The organism is Mycobacterium sp. (assembly GCF_032159765.1).
Lineage (GTDB): Bacteria > Actinomycetota > Actinomycetes > Mycobacteriales > Mycobacteriaceae > Mycobacterium.
The window spans coordinates 1-16633 of sequence record NZ_JAVHWM010000213.1 but is presented as its reverse complement, the minus strand read 5'-3'; the positions used below and the strand labels follow the sequence as shown (position 1 = coordinate 16633).

Here is a 16633-nt window from a genome sequence, read left to right as displayed (position 1 = left end):
TGGCGGGGGTCGTCCCTTATATACGGAAAGATTATTCCGTTCACTTTCTCGAAACTCTCAATTCACCCTCAGCCGAGGTAGCGGAACCACGTTTTCAATCGCCTCTCGCCGTTGGGTTCTGTGCACAGATTGAGTTCGGTCCACAGAACGTGACGTAGCGCTGGCGGCTGCGATCGGGCACCTTCCACGCTGGACGGGTGAACTCAACTGCCGGCGTCCTCGGCGTCGTCGACGACGCCAGGCTGCGTGACGATCTCGAAAGAGTCGCCGCCGCGGTCGGCGTCCGGGTGGTCTACCACGCGGGGCTGCCAAGTCGTCGCGAGTGGACGGCGGCCTCAGCGGTCGTTCTTGACGACGAGGCGGCCAATCGGTGCGCGCACGGCGCGCTGCCGCGGCGGCCCAGGGTCGTCCTACTCGTTGCCGACGATCCGGCCAGCTCAACCTGGCAAGCTGCGATAGTGCTTGGGGCACAACATGTTCTGCGGTTGCCAGATGGCGAGCGCGAGCTTGTTGGGCTGCTTTCCGACGTCAGCGATTCTGGGACGGGTCCACTTGGTGGCGGCTCCGTCGTCGCCGTGATTGGCGGACGCGGCGGCGCTGGCGCGTCGATCTTCTCCGCGGCGTTGGCGATGTCTGCCACCGATCCGTTGCTTGTCGATGTCGACCCCTGGGGTGGCGGCATCGATCTGCTGTTGGGCATCGAACACCAGTCGGGACTTCGCTGGCCCGACATCGCGATGCAAAGCGGCCGGCTCAGCACAGCCACGGTGCGCGACGCCCTGCCCCGGCACGGCCACATCGGCGTGTTGTCGGGCTCCCGGCAAGCCGCGGACATCGGCAGTGGTGCCTTGCTGGCGATCGTCGAAGCCGGCCGGCGCGGCGGGGCCCTCGTGGTGTGCGATCTGCCGCGGCGGCTGACCGAGGCCGCGGAGGCTGCGCTGGACGCGGCCGACTTGGTCGTGACGGTCGGCGTGTGCGATGTCCGCTCCTGCTCGTCGCTTGCTGCGATGACGCCGACGCTGACGTCGGCTAACCCGAACGTCGGTCTGGTGGTGCGGGGACCGTCGCCGGGTGGCCTGCACGCCGTGGACGTGGCTCGCGCCGCCGGGCTTCCGCTCCTGGCCACGATGCGGGCAGAACCGCACCTGACGCGGAGGCTGGAACGCGGCGGGTTGCACTTCGGACGGCGCACGGCGTTGGCCGGCGCCGCCCGGCGAGTGCTCGCGGTGGTCGATGAACATCCCTCGGCGGAGGCAGCGTGAATCCGTCGCTGATCGACCGCGTGCGCGAGCGTCTGGCAGCAGAATCGGCACCGCTGCGCCCGACTGTGGTGGCGGCTGCAATCCGCGCCGAGTCGGGGGGCGTGCTCGGCGACACAGAGGTGCTGAGCGGCCTTCGGGTGCTGCAGACCGAACTGACCGGCGCGGGAATTCTGGAACCGCTGCTCTGCGCCGCCGGGACTACAGACGTCTTGGTCACTGGGCCGGACGCCGTGTGGGTGGATGACGGAAACAGACTGTGCCGCAGCACGATTAGGTTCCAGGATGAAGCCGCGGTCCGCAGGCTCGCGCAGAGACTCGCACTCGCCGCGGGGCGGCGGCTCGACGACGCGCAGCCGTGGATCGACGGATATCTGACAGGCGTGGGGAACGGACAGTTCGCGGTGCGGTTGCATGCGATCCTGGCTCCACTTGCTGCGGGCGGGACGTGCATTTCGCTGCGGGTGTTGAGACCGGCGACGCAGGACTTGCCGGCACTGGTCCACGCGGGCGCGATCGCGCCAGAAGCGGCCGCAATCACTGATCGGATCATCGCCGCCCGGCTTGCCTTCCTGGTGACCGGTGGCACAGGCGCAGGCAAAACCACCTTGCTGGCGGCGGCGCTCGGTGCGGTCTCCCCGGACGAGCGCATCGTCTGTGTCGAGGACGCCGAAGAGCTCGCGCCGCAGCACCCTCACTTAGTCAAGCTGGTGGCTAGAGCGGCCAACGTCGAAGGCGTCGGCGCGGTCACTGTTCGTGACCTCGTCAAGCAAGCGTTACGCATGCGGCCAGACCGCATCGTCGTCGGCGAGGTCCGCGGCGCGGAGGTGGTCGATCTGCTGGCGGCGTTGAACACCGGTCACGACGGCGGCGCCGGTACGGTCCACGCGAACAGCCCGGCCGAGGTTCCGGCCCGGCTTGAGGCGCTGGCCGCTATCGGCGGCTTGGACCAAGCGGCACTGCACAGCCAGCTCGCAGCAGCAGTGCAGGTGATCCTGCATGTCCGGCGCGGTCCCGACGGTCGCAGACGACTCGACGAGATCGCGGTTCTGCGCCGCGACGCGGACCAGCGAGTGCGGGTCGTGACGGCGTGGCCCGCTGATAGCGGAAGTGGTTCTGGCGCTGGAATTCTCGACGAGATGCTGAGTGCGCGAGGCTGTCAGTGATCGGCGTGTCGACGGCGGCGGCCGCACTCGCGGTCGCGTTGCTTCTCCTTCCGGCCACTGCGCGGGGCCGGCTCGTCTCCGCGGGGCTCGCGCCGCCCCGACGCGTCATCAAACACCGGTTTTTCTCGGTGGAGGTGTGCGGGCTCGCGATTGTGGTCGTGTTCGCGGCTGCGGCGTCGGCGCCACTTGCGCTCGCGGCGTTGGCAATCGGGTCGACGGTGTTGGTTCGCCGCCGAAGGCGCAGGGAGCAGCGTCGGCTCGCCGAGGAATGCCGGGCGTTGGAATCGGCCCTGGATGTTCTCGTTGGCGAGTTGCGAGCCGGCGCGCATCCCGTTGAGGCGTTCCGGATTGCGGCAATGGAGACGGACGGCCGCGTCGCCGCGTCGTTTCATGCGGTCGCCGCTCGCGCGATTCTCGGTGCGGACGTCGCCGCAGGGCTGCGCGCCGGCGGCGCGGACTCCGCGCGCCCGGCGCACTGGGAGCGTCTGGCGGTCTATTGGGAATTGGCGCAATCGCATGGCCTGGCGATCGCGACACTGATGCGCGCGGCGCAATCCGACATCGTCGAGCGGGTGCGATTCGGTGCGCGGGTCAGCGCCGGAATGGCGGGCGCCCGCGCGACAGCGACCATGCTGGCGGGTCTGCCGTTCGTGGGCGTCGCCCTCGGCGAACTCATTGGTGCGCAGCCGATTCGATTTCTCATCGGCAGCGGCGCGTGGTTGATGCTGGCCGGCGCGGTGCTGGCGTGTGTCGGCTTGCTCTGGTCGGATCGCATCATCGGGCGGGCCACGCCGTGATGGTCTCGGCGGTCTTGTTGGCCATGGCGATGGTGATTGCGCCAGGCCCACTGACTGTGCGTCGGCGTGCGGTCGGTGCGCGTCGGGCAGTACGCCGCAAGGCCGACCCTGAGAAGCAGGATCCGCTGGCAATCGCGTCCAGCCTCGATGTGCTCGCGGTGTGCCTGACGGCAGGTATGGCGGTTCCTGCAGCGGCTGCGGCCACCGCGCCGTCGGCGCCTCGCCAGTTGGGCGCGATGCTCCGTCACGCCGCCGAGATGCTGGCGCTCGGAGCGGACCCTATGGTCGCGTGGTCGGCGCGGGCCGACACCGACCAGCACTGCGACGCGCTGTTGCGGTTGGCTCGGCGATCGGCATCGTCGGGGGCGGCGCTGGCCGACGGCGTCGCCGAGCTCGCGTCCTCGGTTCGACATGATGCGGCCGAGGCCGCACGCGCCGCTGCCGAACGCGCGTCGGTGTTGATCGCAGGCCCGCTCGGCCTGTGTTATCTGCCCGCGTTTGTCTGCCTGGGCATCGTGCCGATAGTCGCGGGGCTCGCCGGCAAGGTGTTGGGTTCAGGTTTGTTGTGAAAGGCCACAACCATTTTCACGGATACAGAACGGAAGGGACACAACGATGATCACGCGATGGCGGCGGCTGCGCGCCAGGACGGCGCTCTTGGTCGCCGAAGAGGACGGCATGTCGACAGTCGAATACGCGATCGGCACCATCGCCGCGGCCGCGTTCGGGGCGATCCTGTACACGGTGGTCACCGGCGATTCGATTGTCACCGCGCTGACCAACATCATCAGCCGGGCGCTGAACACCAACGTCTGAGTGATGCCGGCGCCGTCACCGTCGAAGCCGCGCTGGCGATCGTGGCGTTGGTGGCGGTGCTGGTGCTGTGTGTCGCGGGGATCACCGCAGTGTCGATGCAGATCCGCTGTATCGACGCAGCGCGCGAGGCGGCACGGCTGGTGGCGCGCGGCGAGGGAATACAGGCCGAAACCGCGGCGCGGCGTGTCGGGCCGCCGGGGGCGGTGCTTCAGGTGCAGCGCGAGGGCGAGTTTGTGGTCGCCCGCGTCAGCGCCAATTCGCCGCTGCTGCCGGGTCTTACGATCTCGGCGCAGGCCGTCACCGTCGCCGAGCCTGGCGCGGGATGACCGCGGGTCGGCGACGATCATCGCCGCGTCAATGATCGCGGTACTGGTGGCTATCACGATTGGCGCCGTCCACGTCGGCTCGGCGGTCATCGCCAGGCACCGCGCACAAGCCGCCGCTGACATGGCAGCGCTGGCCGCTGCCACCGTGATACCCGCCGGGCCGGCGGCAGCGTGTGCGACGGCCGCCGACGTCGCGCGGGCCATGGGGACCACACAGACCGCATGCACCCCGGATGGTCTGGACGTAGTGGTGACGATCGACGCTGAGCTCTCATTAGCGGCGTGGGGCCTCGGTCCCGCGCACGCGATTGCCCGCGCAGGACCGGTGTACGCGCACTAGGCAGTGATTGCCTACGGATTCCGTGGTTTGCATGGCTGTTGCCGAGTGGATACGTCAAATCCGGCGAATTGCCTGCCATCACGGTGCTGGTATGCATGTCATCAAAGTGAGGAACTTCTCAATTGCTGCGGATTCCGTCGTCAGAGCGCTTATTTAGCCCAGCAAAGCGGTCTGGCGGCCCTACGCTGCTTGCACATGCTCCACAGCCAAGGTATTTTTCGCGTGCGTCCAATTAATCTGGATGCGAAACGAAATGCATTGTCACGCTGATCGCGTGCCGTCCATGCGGGCGGTGCGGAGTTCGTCAATCCGAGGCGACGGCCGTCGAGGGGTAGGTCGTCTCCTACGGGTGGGTCGGGGGCCCCGCGTGACCGCGCTCCAACAGAACCTGCGCCGAAACCGAATTCCAGGTCGTGATTCCCGCTGAATCACAACCCTGGCTTCCGTTTCGGCGCAGCAAGTTCGGCGAGCACGAGCCGCAGCACAACCACGGCGCCGGCCTTGTCCAGCGGATCGTTGCCGTTGCCACATTTCGGGGACTGCACACACGACGGACACCCGTGAGGGCATTCGCACGCTTCGATGGCGTCGGCAGTCGCTGAGAGCCAGCTGACCACCTGGCGGAAGCCCCGTTCCACGAAACCCGCACCGCCGGGGTATCCGTCGTAGACGAATACCGTCGGCAAGCCGGTATCGGCACCGATCGCCGTCGAGAGCCCGCCGATGTCGCCGCGGTCGCAGCTGGCAATCAGCGGCAGCAGGCCGATCGCGGCGTGCTCGGCTGCATGCAAAGCACCAGGAACGCGAGGCCATTCGATACCGTTGTGCTCCAACACCTCTGGGGTAAGCGTGTACATCGCCGCCACTGTTTCCAGCCTCTGGGTGGGCATGTCGAGTTCGACGAAGTCGATCACCTCGCCGACCGGGGTGCGCCGCAGATACCCGACAACCTGGCTGGCCACCGCGACCGGGACCAAGCCCAGGGTGACCGCCCCGAACGTCGAACGCTCGCCCGGTCCGGTCACCGAGATGTCGGTGATTTCCCTTGCGTACGTGGAATATCCGGGCTCGTCAGCGTGGACGAGCGCAACTCCCTCGTCGAAGTCCAGCGCGTCGACGACGTAGCTCTCGCCCTGATGCAGATACACCGCCCCGGGATGCACCGACAGCGGCGCGCGGCCTGCGTCGACGCCACCCAGCACCCGGCCAGTGTCGGCCTCGAGTATGGCGATCTGCTCACCCGACGAGCCGCGAATGTTCACCGCCGGATGCGGATCTACCCCAGGCGCCGCGAAATACCCGCTGCCCCGGCGGCGCAGCAGGCCGTCGTCCACGAGAGCCGCGGCGACCTCGGTGGCACCCCACTCGCGCACCTCTGCATCCGTCAACGGCAACTCGGTGGCCGCGCACAGCAATTGCGGGCCGAGCACGTACGGGTTCGTCGGATCGATCACCACCATCTCAATCGGCTTGTCCAACAGCGCCTCCGGATGGTGCACCAGATACGTGTCCAGTGGGTCGTCGCGCGCGATGAGCAACACCAGCGCGCTTTGTCCGCGTCGTCCGGACCGGCCCGCCTGCTGCCAGAACGACGTCACGCTGCCCGGAAATCCGGCCAGCACCACAGCGTCCAGGCCCGCGATGTCCACGCCGAGCTCCAGCGCATTGGTGGTGGCCAAACCCGTCAATTCGCCGTTGGCCAGCGCACGCTCCAAGGCCCTGCGGTCCTCGGCGAGGTACCCCGCCCGATACGACGCCACCCGGTCCGCGAGGGCAGGCGCGGTCTCGGCCAGCCGGGCCTGAGCGCTCAACGCGGTGAGTTCGGCTCCGCGCCGCGAGCGCACGAACGTCAGCGTCCGGGCCCCCTCGACGACGAGGTCGGCCATCACCCGCGCCGCTTCGGCCCCTGCGGAACGCCGCACCGGTGCGCCGTGCTCTCCGGTGACATCGCTGCGCAGCGCCGGCTCCCACAACGCGACCGTCCGTGCGCCGTGTGGCGACCCGTCGTCGGTGACTTCCTCGACGGTCTGGCCGATCAGCTTCGCAGCGGTGACAGCTGGCGACGCGGTGGTGGCGCTGGCAAAAACGACGGTCGGTGAGCCGGTGTAGCGGGCGCACAGCCGTAATAGCCGGCGCAGCACCATCGCCACGTTGGAGCCGAAAACGCCTCGGTAGTAATGACATTCATCAACGACGATGAATTTGAGATTCCTGAGGAACACCGCCCACCGCGCATGGTTGCGCAGCATCGACAGGTGGATCATGTCGGGGTTGGAGAACACCCACCGCGACTGGTCGCGCACGAACCTGCGCACCTCGGCCGGACTGTCGCCGTCGTAGGCGGCGGGCGCGACGTCGCCCAAGTCGATCGCTTCGGTGAGCGCGGCCGCAGAGCGCAGCTGATCGTGGCCCAGCGCCTTCGTCGGCGACAGATACAGCGCCCGGGCACGACGATCGGTGGCCAGTGCGCACAGGATCGGCAGCTGGTAGGCCAGAGATTTGCCAGACGCGGTGCCGGTGCTGACGACGACGTGGCGGCCGTCGTGGGCAAGGGTCGCCGCGCGTGCCTGATGTGACCACGGAGCGCTCACCCCGCGCGCCGCGAAAGCGGAGACCACATCTTCGGGGGCCCATAACGGCCATGCCGTTGGCGTGCCCTGATGGGCCGGGAGCTCGGCAACGTGACGCAGCGGATGTTCGTCGCTGTCGGTGCCGGCGAGCGCGGTGGCGAGCAGCTCGCCGCCGAAGCTGGCCATCACGCCCTCCCGTTGGTTCGTTGACGCACGTGTCGATACGAATTGTTCACGAAGTTTGCGACAGACAGACTGTCGCTTTCGCGCTGATCATGATTGACTATCCGCGGTCGCAGCTTCTGTGTTCGTGTACTTGCACTCGCAGGATCGACGTTGCGGTCGCGGTTCCTGCGAGGATGGCAAGTCGGTCTCAAATCCGGCAACACCACGAAGGATTAGCGGTCGGAACAGGCCCGGTGTACCGAAAGACGGTGCGCCGCAACCCTGTAAGAGAAGGAAACATCGAGAAATGCCACAGGGAACTGTGAAGTGGTTCAACGCGGAAAAGGGCTTCGGCTTTATCGCGCCGGAGGACGGCTCCGCCGACGTTTTTGTCCACTACACGGAGATTCAAGGCAGTGGGTTTCGCACCCTGGAAGAGAATCAACGAGTCGAGTTCGAGGTCGGGCAGAGCCCCAAGGGGCCGCAGGCCACAGGTGTGCGCTCGATCTGAGTAACCAGACCTGACGAAACCCCCGCAGTCGCACGCGACAACGGGGGTTTTCGCTATATACATCTGCGCGAGCGTGCGTGTCTGCGGCCGACACGCCGATGTCTTCGCCGATTCGACGCGCGCTCACCGCCGGCGCCGCTGGCCTACTGTCGTTGGCGTGAGTCAGCTGTCCTTCTTCTCGGCCGAGTCGGTGCCCCCGGCGGTCGCCGACTTGACGGGCCTGCTGGCTGCCGCAGGGCAGGTCGTGCTGGTCCCGGGGGGAGCACGCTTGTCCGTTGTCGTCGAACATCCGTGGCGCGCCCACGCGCTGGCCGAGATGATCCACGAGGCGGGCCTTGACGCAGAGATCTCCAGCACCGACGAAGGCACCCCGCTGGTGCGCACCTCCGCGGATCCGAGATTGGTCGCGATCGCCGGCGACTGGACCAGGGGCGCCGTCAAGACAGTGCCCTGGCAGTGGCTGCCAGGCCCGCGCGAGCTCCGTGCCTGGGTGCTGGCGGCGGGCACACCTGAAGCTGACCGCTATCTGCTCGGCCTGGACCCGCATGCGCCCGACACCCATTCACCCCTGGCGTCGGCGCTGATGCGCGTCGGGATCGCACCCACGTTGATCGGCACTCGCGGCGCCCATCCGGCCCTGCGGATCAGTGGCCGGCGACGGCTATCGCGCCTGGTAGAGAACGTTGGGGAACCGCCCGCAGACGTCGAGGCGTTCTCCCAGTGGCCCCATGTCTGAGGGGTCGCGGCAGCACAGTCGGTTTGCGTCGGCACGCCTGGAGTGCAATCTTGTCATGTGCTGAGGAGCGGACGGGCACATTGCCTGCCTGCCCATGATCAGCCCTTAGAAGTGGAGCGTAAGCGCAGTTGGCGGACACCAGCGGCAACGGTAGGCGGAATGTGAGGCGGCTCGTCATCGTCGAGTCGCCCACGAAAGCGCGCAAATTAGCGGGCTACCTGGGTGCCAACTACATCGTCGAATCATCCCGCGGCCACATTCGCGACCTGCCCAGAGCGGCGGCCGACGTGCCGGCCAAATACAAGTCGGAGCCGTGGGCCCGGCTGGGCGTCAACGTGGACGAGGACTTCGAGCCGCTCTACATCATCAGCCCGGACAAGAAGAGCACCGTCACCGAGCTCAAGGGGCTACTCAAGGACGTCGACGAGCTCTACCTGGCCACGGACGGCGACCGCGAAGGTGAAGCGATCGCCTGGCACCTGCTGGAGACGCTGAAACCGCGCATCCCGGTCAAACGGATGGTGTTCCACGAGATCACCGAGCCCGCGATCCGCGCGGCCGCCGAGAACCCCCGCGACCTGGACAACGACCTCGTCGACGCCCAGGAGACGCGCCGTATCCTCGACCGGCTGTATGGCTACGAAGTCAGCCCGGTGCTGTGGAAGAAAGTCGCGCCGAAGCTCTCGGCGGGGCGGGTTCAATCCGTCGCCACCCGGATCATCGTCCAGCGCGAACGCGACCGGATGGCGTTCCTCAGCGCGAGCTACTGGGACGTCGTCGCCGAGATGGACGCCGGCGCCGAGGCCAAACCGCAAACATTCAACGCTCGTCTGGTCAACGTCGACGACCGCAGGGTCGCCACCGGCCGCGATTTCGACTCGCTGGGCCAGATCAAGAAGGCCGACGAGGTACTGGTCCTCGACGGGGCCAGTGCCGGAGCATTGGCCCGGGGACTCGAAGGCGCCGACCTCACCGTCTCGTCGGTCGAGTCCAAGCCCTACACCCGCAGGCCGTACGCGCCGTTCATGACGTCCACGCTGCAGCAGGAGGCCGGACGCAAGCTGCGGTTCAGCTCGGAGCGCACGATGAGCATCGCGCAGCGCCTCTACGAAAACGGCTACATCACCTATATGCGTACCGACTCGACGACGCTGTCGCAGTCGGCGATCGATGCCGCGCGCAGGCAGGCCCGCGAGCTGTACGGCGAGGAATACGTCCACCCCACGCCGCGGCAGTACACGCGCAAGGTGAAGAACGCCCAGGAGGCGCACGAGGCCATTCGCCCCTCCGGCGAGTCCTTCTCCACGCCGGGCCAGCTGCACGCGCAGCTCGACAACGACGAGTTTCGGCTCTACGAGATGATCTGGCAGCGCACGGTCGCCTCGCAGATGGCCGATGCCCGCGGGACGACGCTGAGCCTGCGGATCACGGGGGAAGCCACGACTGGTCAGAGCGTGACGTTCAGCGCCAGCGGGCGGACCATCACGTTCCCAGGCTTCCTCTCGGCATACGTCGAGAGCCTCGACGAGCTTGCCGGCGGCGAGACTGACGACGCCGAAAGCCGGCTCCCAGATCTCAACGAGGGGCAGCGTGTCACCGCAGCCGAGCTGACCGCGGACGGACACACCACCAACCCGCCAGCGCGCTATACGGAGGCGTCGCTGATCAAGGCGCTCGAAGACCTCGGGATTGGCCGCCCGTCCACCTACTCGTCGATCATCAAGACAATTCAGGACCGCGGATATGTCTTCAAGAAGGGCAGCGCGCTGGTGCCCTCGTGGGTCGCGTTCGCGGTGACGGGTCTGCTCGAGCAGCACTTCGGCCGACTGGTCGATTACGGATTCACCGCGGCGATGGAAGACGAGCTCGACGAGATCGCCAACGGTCAGGAACGGCGTACCGCGTGGCTGACCAACTTCTACTTCGGCGGCGAGCACGGGGTGCCTGAATCCATCGCGCGAGCCGGCGGCCTCAAGAAGCTGGTCGGCATCAACCTCGAAGGCATCGACGCACGAGAAGTCAACTCGATCAAGCTCTTTGACGACGACGATGGCCGTGCGATCTACGTGCGAGTCGGCAAGAACGGACCATACCTGGAGCGCATGGTTGCCGGAGACGACGGTGAACCGAAGCCGCAGCGGGCGAACCTGTCCGACGCCATCACTCCCGACGAGCTGACCCTCGAATTGGCTGAAAAGCTTTTCGCCACACCGCAAGAGGGCCGCTCACTTGGCGTCGACCCGGAGAGCGGACACGAGATCGTCGCCAAGGACGGCCGGTACGGGCCGTATGTCACCGAAGTGCTGCCCCAGCCCGAAAGCGGCGACGACGACGGCGACGGCGCGGGTGCGAAGAAGGGCAAGAAACCTACCGGGCCCAAGCCGCGCACCGGGTCGCTGCTGCGCACGATGGACCTGGAGACAGTCACACTCGAGGATGCGTTGCGGCTGCTGTCGCTGCCTCGTGTCGTCGGCGTCGACCCGTCGAATGGTGAAGAGATCACTGCCCAGAACGGACGGTATGGGCCATATCTCAAGCGCGGCACCGACTCTCGCTCGTTGACCACCGAAGAGCAGATGTTCACGATCACGCTCGACGACGCGTTGAAAATCTACTCAGAGCCCAAAAGGCGTGGGCGGCAGGCGGCTTCGATGCCTCCTCTGCGTGAACTCGGGGCCGACCCGGCCTCCGGCAAGCCGATGGTGATCAAGGACGGGCGGTTCGGGCCGTATGTCACCGACGGCGAGACCAACGCCAGCCTGCGCAAGGGCGACGACGTGCTGTCCCTCACCGACGAGCGCGCCGCCGAGTTGCTCGCCGACCGGCGCGCCCGCGGGCCGGTGAAGCCGGCAGCTAAGAAGGGCGCGCGCAAGGCCGCGAAGAAAACTGGCGCGAAGAAGGCGGCCAAGCGCTCGAGCTAAACCTTCGTCGGCACAGCGAGTTTGACCGGCCGTGCCAGCTGCGTGGGTGCCGAGCGGCCGCGTAATTCGACAATCTCGCCCACATCCCAGCACAACGCCTCGGCGTCAACCGCATTGCTGACCGCAATCGCCGAAGCGAGGACGTGCCCCTCTTCGAGCTTCGCCAGCTCGGTCAACCGCGCGGCCTCGTTGACCGGGTCGCCGATGACGGTGTATTCGAAGCGAGCCAGTGCGCCGATGTGCCCCGCGATCGCACGCCCCGCAGACACGCCGATGCCGAATTCGTTGGCGCCGATCATCGCGATCAACTCGTCGTGCAGCTCGCGCGCGGCAGCCAGTGCCGCGCCTGACGCGTCCGGATGTTCAATTGGTGCACCAAAAATCGCGAGGGCGGCGTCGCCCTGGAACTTGTTGACGAACCCGCCTTGGCTGTTCACGGTGTCGACCACGATCCGGAAGAATTCGTTGAGCAGATCCACCACTTCGGCGGGCGGGCGCGTGGCGGCAAGCTCGGTAGACCCGACCAGGTCGACGAACAGCACGGCGACGTCACGCTCCGCGCCGCCCAGCTCCGGCCGGCTCTCCAGGGCGCGCCGGGCCACGTCTTCGCCCACGTAGCGGCCGAACAAGTCGCGCAGCCGCTGCCGCTCCGACAGCTCGCGAACCATGTCGTTGAACCCAGCCTGCAGCAGGCCGAGTTCGCTGGCGTCGTAGATCTGGACGTGGGCGTTGTAGTTGCCGCGCTGCACCTCGCCAAGCGCCCACCGCAGCTGGCGCAGCGGATCCGCGATGGACATCGCGGTGAGAACGGTGCCAGCCAAGCCGATCAACAATGCGGCGATGGCTAGCAACAGAATTGGCATGAAGAGCTTGTCTGCCGACGCCTGCAGGATCGACAGCTTGGCCGCCGCGATGGCCACCACGATCGTCAGCAGCGGCACCCCGGTGGACAGCACCCACGTCAGAACGGTGCGCAGGATCACGCCCGGTGCGTGGATCTGCTCCGGAACCCCGTACCGGAGAGCGGCGATGGCGACCGGCCGCAGGACCCGCTCGGCCTGCAGGTACCCGATGATCGACGTCGCGGTCGCCCCCAGCGCGGTGGCCACCGCGGCGACCGGCGCTGAATGGCTGGCGACCGGCCAGATCGCAATGATGAAGATCGTCCCGCCCAGCACCCAGTTGATCGTGCTGATGACGGAGCGGTAGAAGGGCATCCTCAGCGCGCGGGTGCGTGCCTGTTCTGTGGCGAGCGGATCGGCCTCGGTCAGGCGCCCGTCGCGATCGCGACGTTGCCAGCGGAAGACAGGCGTGAGCAGCCGCAAACTGAAGATCGATCCCAGGACGAACGCGAAGATCAACACCCCGGCGAATACCGCGACATTGGCTTCCGGCAGCTTCTGGATCAGCACGCGGTCTTCGGCGGGCAGGCCGAATCGGAGAAAGCCGAGGACGAACAACGCCCCGATGATGTCGGCCTGTAGTTGTCCGAGCACAAACACCGGCCAGGGAGTGCGCACCACCCAGCGGACGAATGCGCTGATTCGTCCGGGATTCCTGGCCGACCTATCCACAGAGCTACCGTATCGGGCCAGGCTGACGGCGAATAGCATGAGCGGACCGGCCGTGTCGGTGCTGAGCACTATGTTTGTCGGTGATGAGCAGAGTTTTCGGGCGCCTGGTGGGCCAGGGGGCTGTCGAAAGCGAGCTCACCGCGGCGGCGCGTGCAGCGCGCGGTGACTCGGCTCACAGCGCGGCCGTCACCGGGACTATGACACATGCGTGGCTCCTCACGGGGCCGCCGGGCTCGGGGCGGTCTGTGGCCGCGGTGTGCTTTGCCGCTGCGCTGCAGTGCAGCTCCGACGGTGAGCCCGGCTGTGGAGAATGCCGTGCGTGTGTGACGACGATGGCCGGCACGCACGCCGACGTCCGCAGGATCATCCCTGAGGGGCTGTCCATCGGCGTCGACGACATGCGTGCGATCGTGCAGATCGCGTCTCGGCGGCCGAGCACCGGCCGGTGGCAGATCGTGGTGATAGAGGATGCGGACCGCCTCACCGAGGGTGCGGCGAATGCGCTGCTGAAGGTCGTCGAGGAGCCTCCGCCGTCGACGGTGTTCCTGCTGTGCGCTCCCTCGGTGGATCCCGAGGACATTGCCATCACCCTGCGGTCGCGGTGTCGCCATGTCGCGCTCGTGACGCCGGCCGTCGATGCGATCACGCAGGTTCTTATCGAGAACGACGGGCTGTCGGCGGAGGATGCGCAGTGGGCGGCGGCCGTCAGCGGTGGGCATGTGGGCCGCGCGAGGCGTCTGGCGACAGACCCCGAAGCCCGCGACCGTCGCCAGTTGGCTCTGGGTTTGGTGCGTGAGGCGGTGAAGCCCTCACGCGCGTATGCCGCTGCCGAGGAGTTGGTGGGCAACGCCGACGCGGAGGCCCGTGCACTCACAGAGGATCGGAACGAGGCGGAGACAGAGGAGTTGAAAACCGCGCTGGGTGCCGGAGGCACCGGCAAGGGCACGGCGGCTACGCTGCGGGGTGCGACCGGAGCGATCAAAGACCTTGAGCGACGCCAGAAGTCGCGGCTGACGCGGGCATCGCGAGATTCTCTCGACCGGGCGATGATCGACCTCGCGAACTACTTCCGTGATGCGCTGATGGTGGCCACCGGAGCGGGAGCCGTCCGCGCGAACCATCCTGACATGGCCTCGCGGGCGCAGGCATTGGCAGACCATGCCGCACCCGAACGGTTGCTCGCGTGCATCGAGGCGGTGCTGGAGTGCCGGGAGGCGTTGGCCACGAACGTGAAGCCCAAGTTCGCGGTCGACGGCATGGTCGCAGCTATCGGCCAGGCGCTGCGCGACTGACTTGGGCCGCTCACCGAGGCTGCCGTAGACTCGTGCCGCCCGGTGCTGCTGGGCGCGCCACCTTAGCTCAGTCGGTAGAGCGATTCACTCGTAATGAATAGGTCGGGGGTTCGATTCCCCCAGGTGGCTCAGCGTTTTGAGGTGGCCCACTTCCTCGCGGCTAGACGGGTGCGACGAAGCCGACCGGTCCGGAGGCGATACACAGCGACAGCGCGTCGGTGTTTGCACGCACGGTGATTGCGTCGCCGGCGCCGGACAGGCGGACGAACACGCGATTGAGCCCCGGGTGTACGGGTACCTTCGTCTCAGTCCCTTCGGAGAGCGACATCGTCATGGAGCCTTCGGTGTTCGCGAGATAGTTGATCTCAGCGGTCCAGTCAGCTGGAAGAAGAGGGCCGTCGAGGGCCATGCGGGCAGGCATGTTGGTCTGAACAAAGTAGCCACATTGCGGGGTTGGGCCGGGGGTGATGGTGCGCACCCAGGTAACCTGAGCCTTGACGACGCGACCGGTGGCATCAAGCGTCTTGAGTTCATTTGTGGAAGAGGCGAATTGGGGTCGCTCCCTCACGAGGGCGAACATGTGACTGGCCAGGTTCTCCGGAAAGGCAATGCGCTGCAGCACCAGCGGGTCGACTTCTTGGTCGAGCAATGGCGATTCGGAAGCCCTGTGCGCGTCAGCGAGGGTGCGTTCGGCGTTCTGCAGGTATGGCTGAGCCGGGTTGTCACGCCAACTCGTGAGGAATGTCGCCGTCGAATAGAGACTCGATGCGATGAAAGCGACTGCAAGAGAAGCGCTTACAACCGTCCGGCGTTGTGACGCGGCGAACCATTCGGATGCTTCGCGATTGGGTGCGCACAGCCCCACGGCGCCGCAGAGTGCGAGCACCACAACCAGGTCGGGGAAGTAACGCAGCGTTTGAGCGAGTTCGAGAGCGGTGAACGGAGACGACCGCATCAGATAAATCGGCACTTGGCATGCCACGGCGTAGCCGGCGGCGACAAGCCACACGGGGACAATTCGTCGTTTGCGGACAAGGGAAATGGACAGTACGCCAACCAATGCGAGCCATCCGATGGCCATGACGGTTGGGCCCGGCGTGGCCCAGGGGGATGCGGGCGCCCATCGGTTCCATGACCACGGCCCACCGACGAGTCCGGGCACGATGCCGTGAGTAACGGAACGGTGCAACAGATTCCAGGTCATCGCGAGGTCGGAGCTCCACCGCTGTTGGTTGACAAGGGCGAGGTACAGGCCGACCCATGCGGCGGTGAGCGCGAGACTGCTTATCCATAACCACATTCCGCGTCGCCAGACCGTGCGCAGCGGGCGCGGAACTTCGGTGACGTGCGCCAACAGCACGGTCACCGCGAAGGCGACGAACGGGATGACGGCAGCCTTCTCGAAGAAGAGCAGACCGCCGAAGTAGGCGGCCAGGGCGGTCACTGCGTACCGCTGCCTGCCGGTACGGATGAGCAGGATCGCATCGGCGCACGCCCATGCCATCGCCGCCAGCATGGGCAGCGAGTTGAGCGCGGCGGCCCACCAGGCAAAAGCCGGAATGCCGAGCGGGGTGAAAAGTGCGAACGTCAGCGGCAGCAGAAGGACCGGACGCCAGCCGAGGATCACGTGGAGCGCGCGCAGCAGGGCTACGGAGGCGAGAAGCTGCAGAAGGACGAGGCTGATCGCCGGGCCTATCCAATTGAGTGGGGCGAGGCGAGTGATGGCACCGGCGACCAGGAACGCCCCGGGCATCACGTGGCCGTCGTGGTCGTCGAACAGATACGACGGCGAGACGATGCTCTGGGTGCCGGCGCGCCCGATCAGGATGAGGTCGTCCCAGTAGAAGTAGCCACGGAAGGCAAGGACGGCCCTGACGCCGAGTTGGGCGGCGATGAGGACTGCGGCGACGACGGCGACCCAGGAAATGCGGGCCGTGCGGGGTGCCATGGGTCCTTTCAGGGCGACGGAAGTTCTCCACGACTGTACGAGGCGCCGCGATCCGTCTCGATTGGATCGCGGGGGAGCGTTTGGCGGTCCTGACGAGGTGGTGGGCCGCTTAAGCTAGCGAAATGCAGCCGAATATGCCGGAGACGGGGTATGGGCCGCCGCTGCCTCCACCAGGTGTCCCTTTTGTCCCGCCGCCGCGACGTACGTCGAAG

The 16633-nt window shown here is 66.9% G+C and carries 14 protein-coding genes and 1 tRNA gene; 12 read left to right on the top strand and 3 right to left on the bottom strand.

Annotated elements, in window-relative coordinates:
* Positions 1-197 precede the first annotated feature (197 nt).
* The 7 genes from ssd to QOH60_RS27190 are packed head-to-tail and all read left to right on the top strand — an operon-like array spanning position 198 to position 4704.
* Entirely contained in the window at positions 198-1262 is a 1065-nt protein-coding gene (gene ssd / locus QOH60_RS27220) for a septum site-determining protein Ssd (RefSeq protein ID WP_526424992.1), read from the top strand.
* Positions 1259-2425 carry a TadA family conjugal transfer-associated ATPase gene (locus QOH60_RS27215; protein WP_526424991.1) on the top strand — a complete coding sequence of 389 codons (1167 nt, stop codon included), beginning with the start codon at positions 1259-1261 and terminating at the stop codon, positions 2423-2425. Before ssd ends, QOH60_RS27215 begins: the two co-directional genes overlap by 4 nt.
* Positions 2422-3222: a type II secretion system F family protein gene (locus QOH60_RS27210; RefSeq protein ID WP_526424990.1), complete on the top strand. Its 801-nt coding sequence runs from the start codon at positions 2422-2424 to the stop codon at positions 3220-3222. Before QOH60_RS27215 ends, QOH60_RS27210 begins: the two co-directional genes overlap by 4 nt.
* A complete protein-coding gene (locus tag QOH60_RS27205; protein ID WP_526424989.1) occupies positions 3219-3791 on the top strand; it encodes a type II secretion system F family protein in 573 nt (190 codons plus the stop codon). Before QOH60_RS27210 ends, QOH60_RS27205 begins: the two co-directional genes overlap by 4 nt.
* A gap of 46 nt (positions 3792-3837) precedes the next feature.
* Positions 3838-4038 (top strand): DUF4244 domain-containing protein, encoded by a 201-nt coding sequence (locus QOH60_RS27200; RefSeq protein ID WP_526424988.1) that lies wholly within the window; start codon positions 3838-3840, stop codon positions 4036-4038.
* Entirely contained in the window at positions 4035-4364 is a 330-nt protein-coding gene (locus QOH60_RS27195; RefSeq protein ID WP_526425018.1) for a TadE family type IV pilus minor pilin, read from the top strand. Before QOH60_RS27200 ends, QOH60_RS27195 begins: the two co-directional genes overlap by 4 nt.
* Positions 4351-4704, top strand: coding sequence for an Rv3654c family TadE-like protein (locus QOH60_RS27190; protein WP_526425017.1), 354 nt, complete (start codon positions 4351-4353; stop codon positions 4702-4704). The genes QOH60_RS27195 and QOH60_RS27190 overlap by 14 nt, the downstream gene beginning before the upstream one ends.
* Before the next feature lie 428 nt (positions 4705-5132).
* Here QOH60_RS27190 and sftH read toward each other — a convergent pair whose 3' ends face one another.
* On the bottom strand, positions 5133-7460 hold the full coding sequence (gene sftH, locus QOH60_RS27185) for a DNA 3'-5' helicase SftH (protein ID WP_526424987.1): 2328 nt from the start codon (positions 7458-7460) through the stop codon (positions 5133-5135).
* A gap of 286 nt (positions 7461-7746) precedes the next feature.
* Between sftH and QOH60_RS27180 the strand changes: the two genes are divergently transcribed.
* The 3 genes from QOH60_RS27180 (at position 7747) to topA (ending at position 11607) form a co-directional block, all read left to right on the top strand.
* Entirely contained in the window at positions 7747-7950 is a 204-nt protein-coding gene (locus QOH60_RS27180; RefSeq protein ID WP_003925183.1) for a cold-shock protein, read from the top strand.
* A gap of 157 nt (positions 7951-8107) precedes the next feature.
* Positions 8108-8686: a hypothetical protein gene (locus tag QOH60_RS27175; protein WP_526424986.1), complete on the top strand. Its 579-nt coding sequence runs from the start codon at positions 8108-8110 to the stop codon at positions 8684-8686.
* Positions 8687-8814: 128 nt separating this feature from the next.
* The gene (topA, locus tag QOH60_RS27170; protein ID WP_526424985.1) at positions 8815-11607 is read left to right on the top strand and encodes a type I DNA topoisomerase; all 2793 of its coding nucleotides are present in this window, start codon (positions 8815-8817) and stop codon (positions 11605-11607) included.
* On the opposite strand, the gene QOH60_RS27165 is transcribed toward topA, so the two are convergent.
* Complete coding sequence (locus QOH60_RS27165; RefSeq protein ID WP_526425016.1) at positions 11604-13220, bottom strand: adenylate/guanylate cyclase domain-containing protein; 1617 nt, start codon at positions 13218-13220, stop codon at positions 11604-11606. The two genes, topA and QOH60_RS27165, sit on opposite strands and share 4 nt — an antisense overlap.
* A gap of 44 nt (positions 13221-13264) precedes the next feature.
* Between QOH60_RS27165 and QOH60_RS27160 the strand changes: the two genes are divergently transcribed.
* Both QOH60_RS27160 and QOH60_RS27155 read left to right on the top strand, forming a co-directional pair.
* A complete protein-coding gene (locus QOH60_RS27160) occupies positions 13265-14473 on the top strand; it encodes a DNA polymerase III subunit delta' (RefSeq protein ID WP_526424984.1) in 1209 nt (402 codons plus the stop codon).
* Positions 14474-14529: 56 nt separating this feature from the next.
* Positions 14530-14602, top strand: a tRNA-Thr gene (locus QOH60_RS27155).
* A gap of 31 nt (positions 14603-14633) precedes the next feature.
* On the opposite strand, the gene QOH60_RS27150 is transcribed toward QOH60_RS27155, so the two are convergent.
* Positions 14634-16421, bottom strand: a complete 1788-nt coding sequence (locus QOH60_RS27150) for a hypothetical protein (RefSeq protein WP_526424983.1) — start codon at positions 16419-16421, stop codon at positions 14634-14636.
* Positions 16422-16633 lie beyond the last annotated feature (212 nt).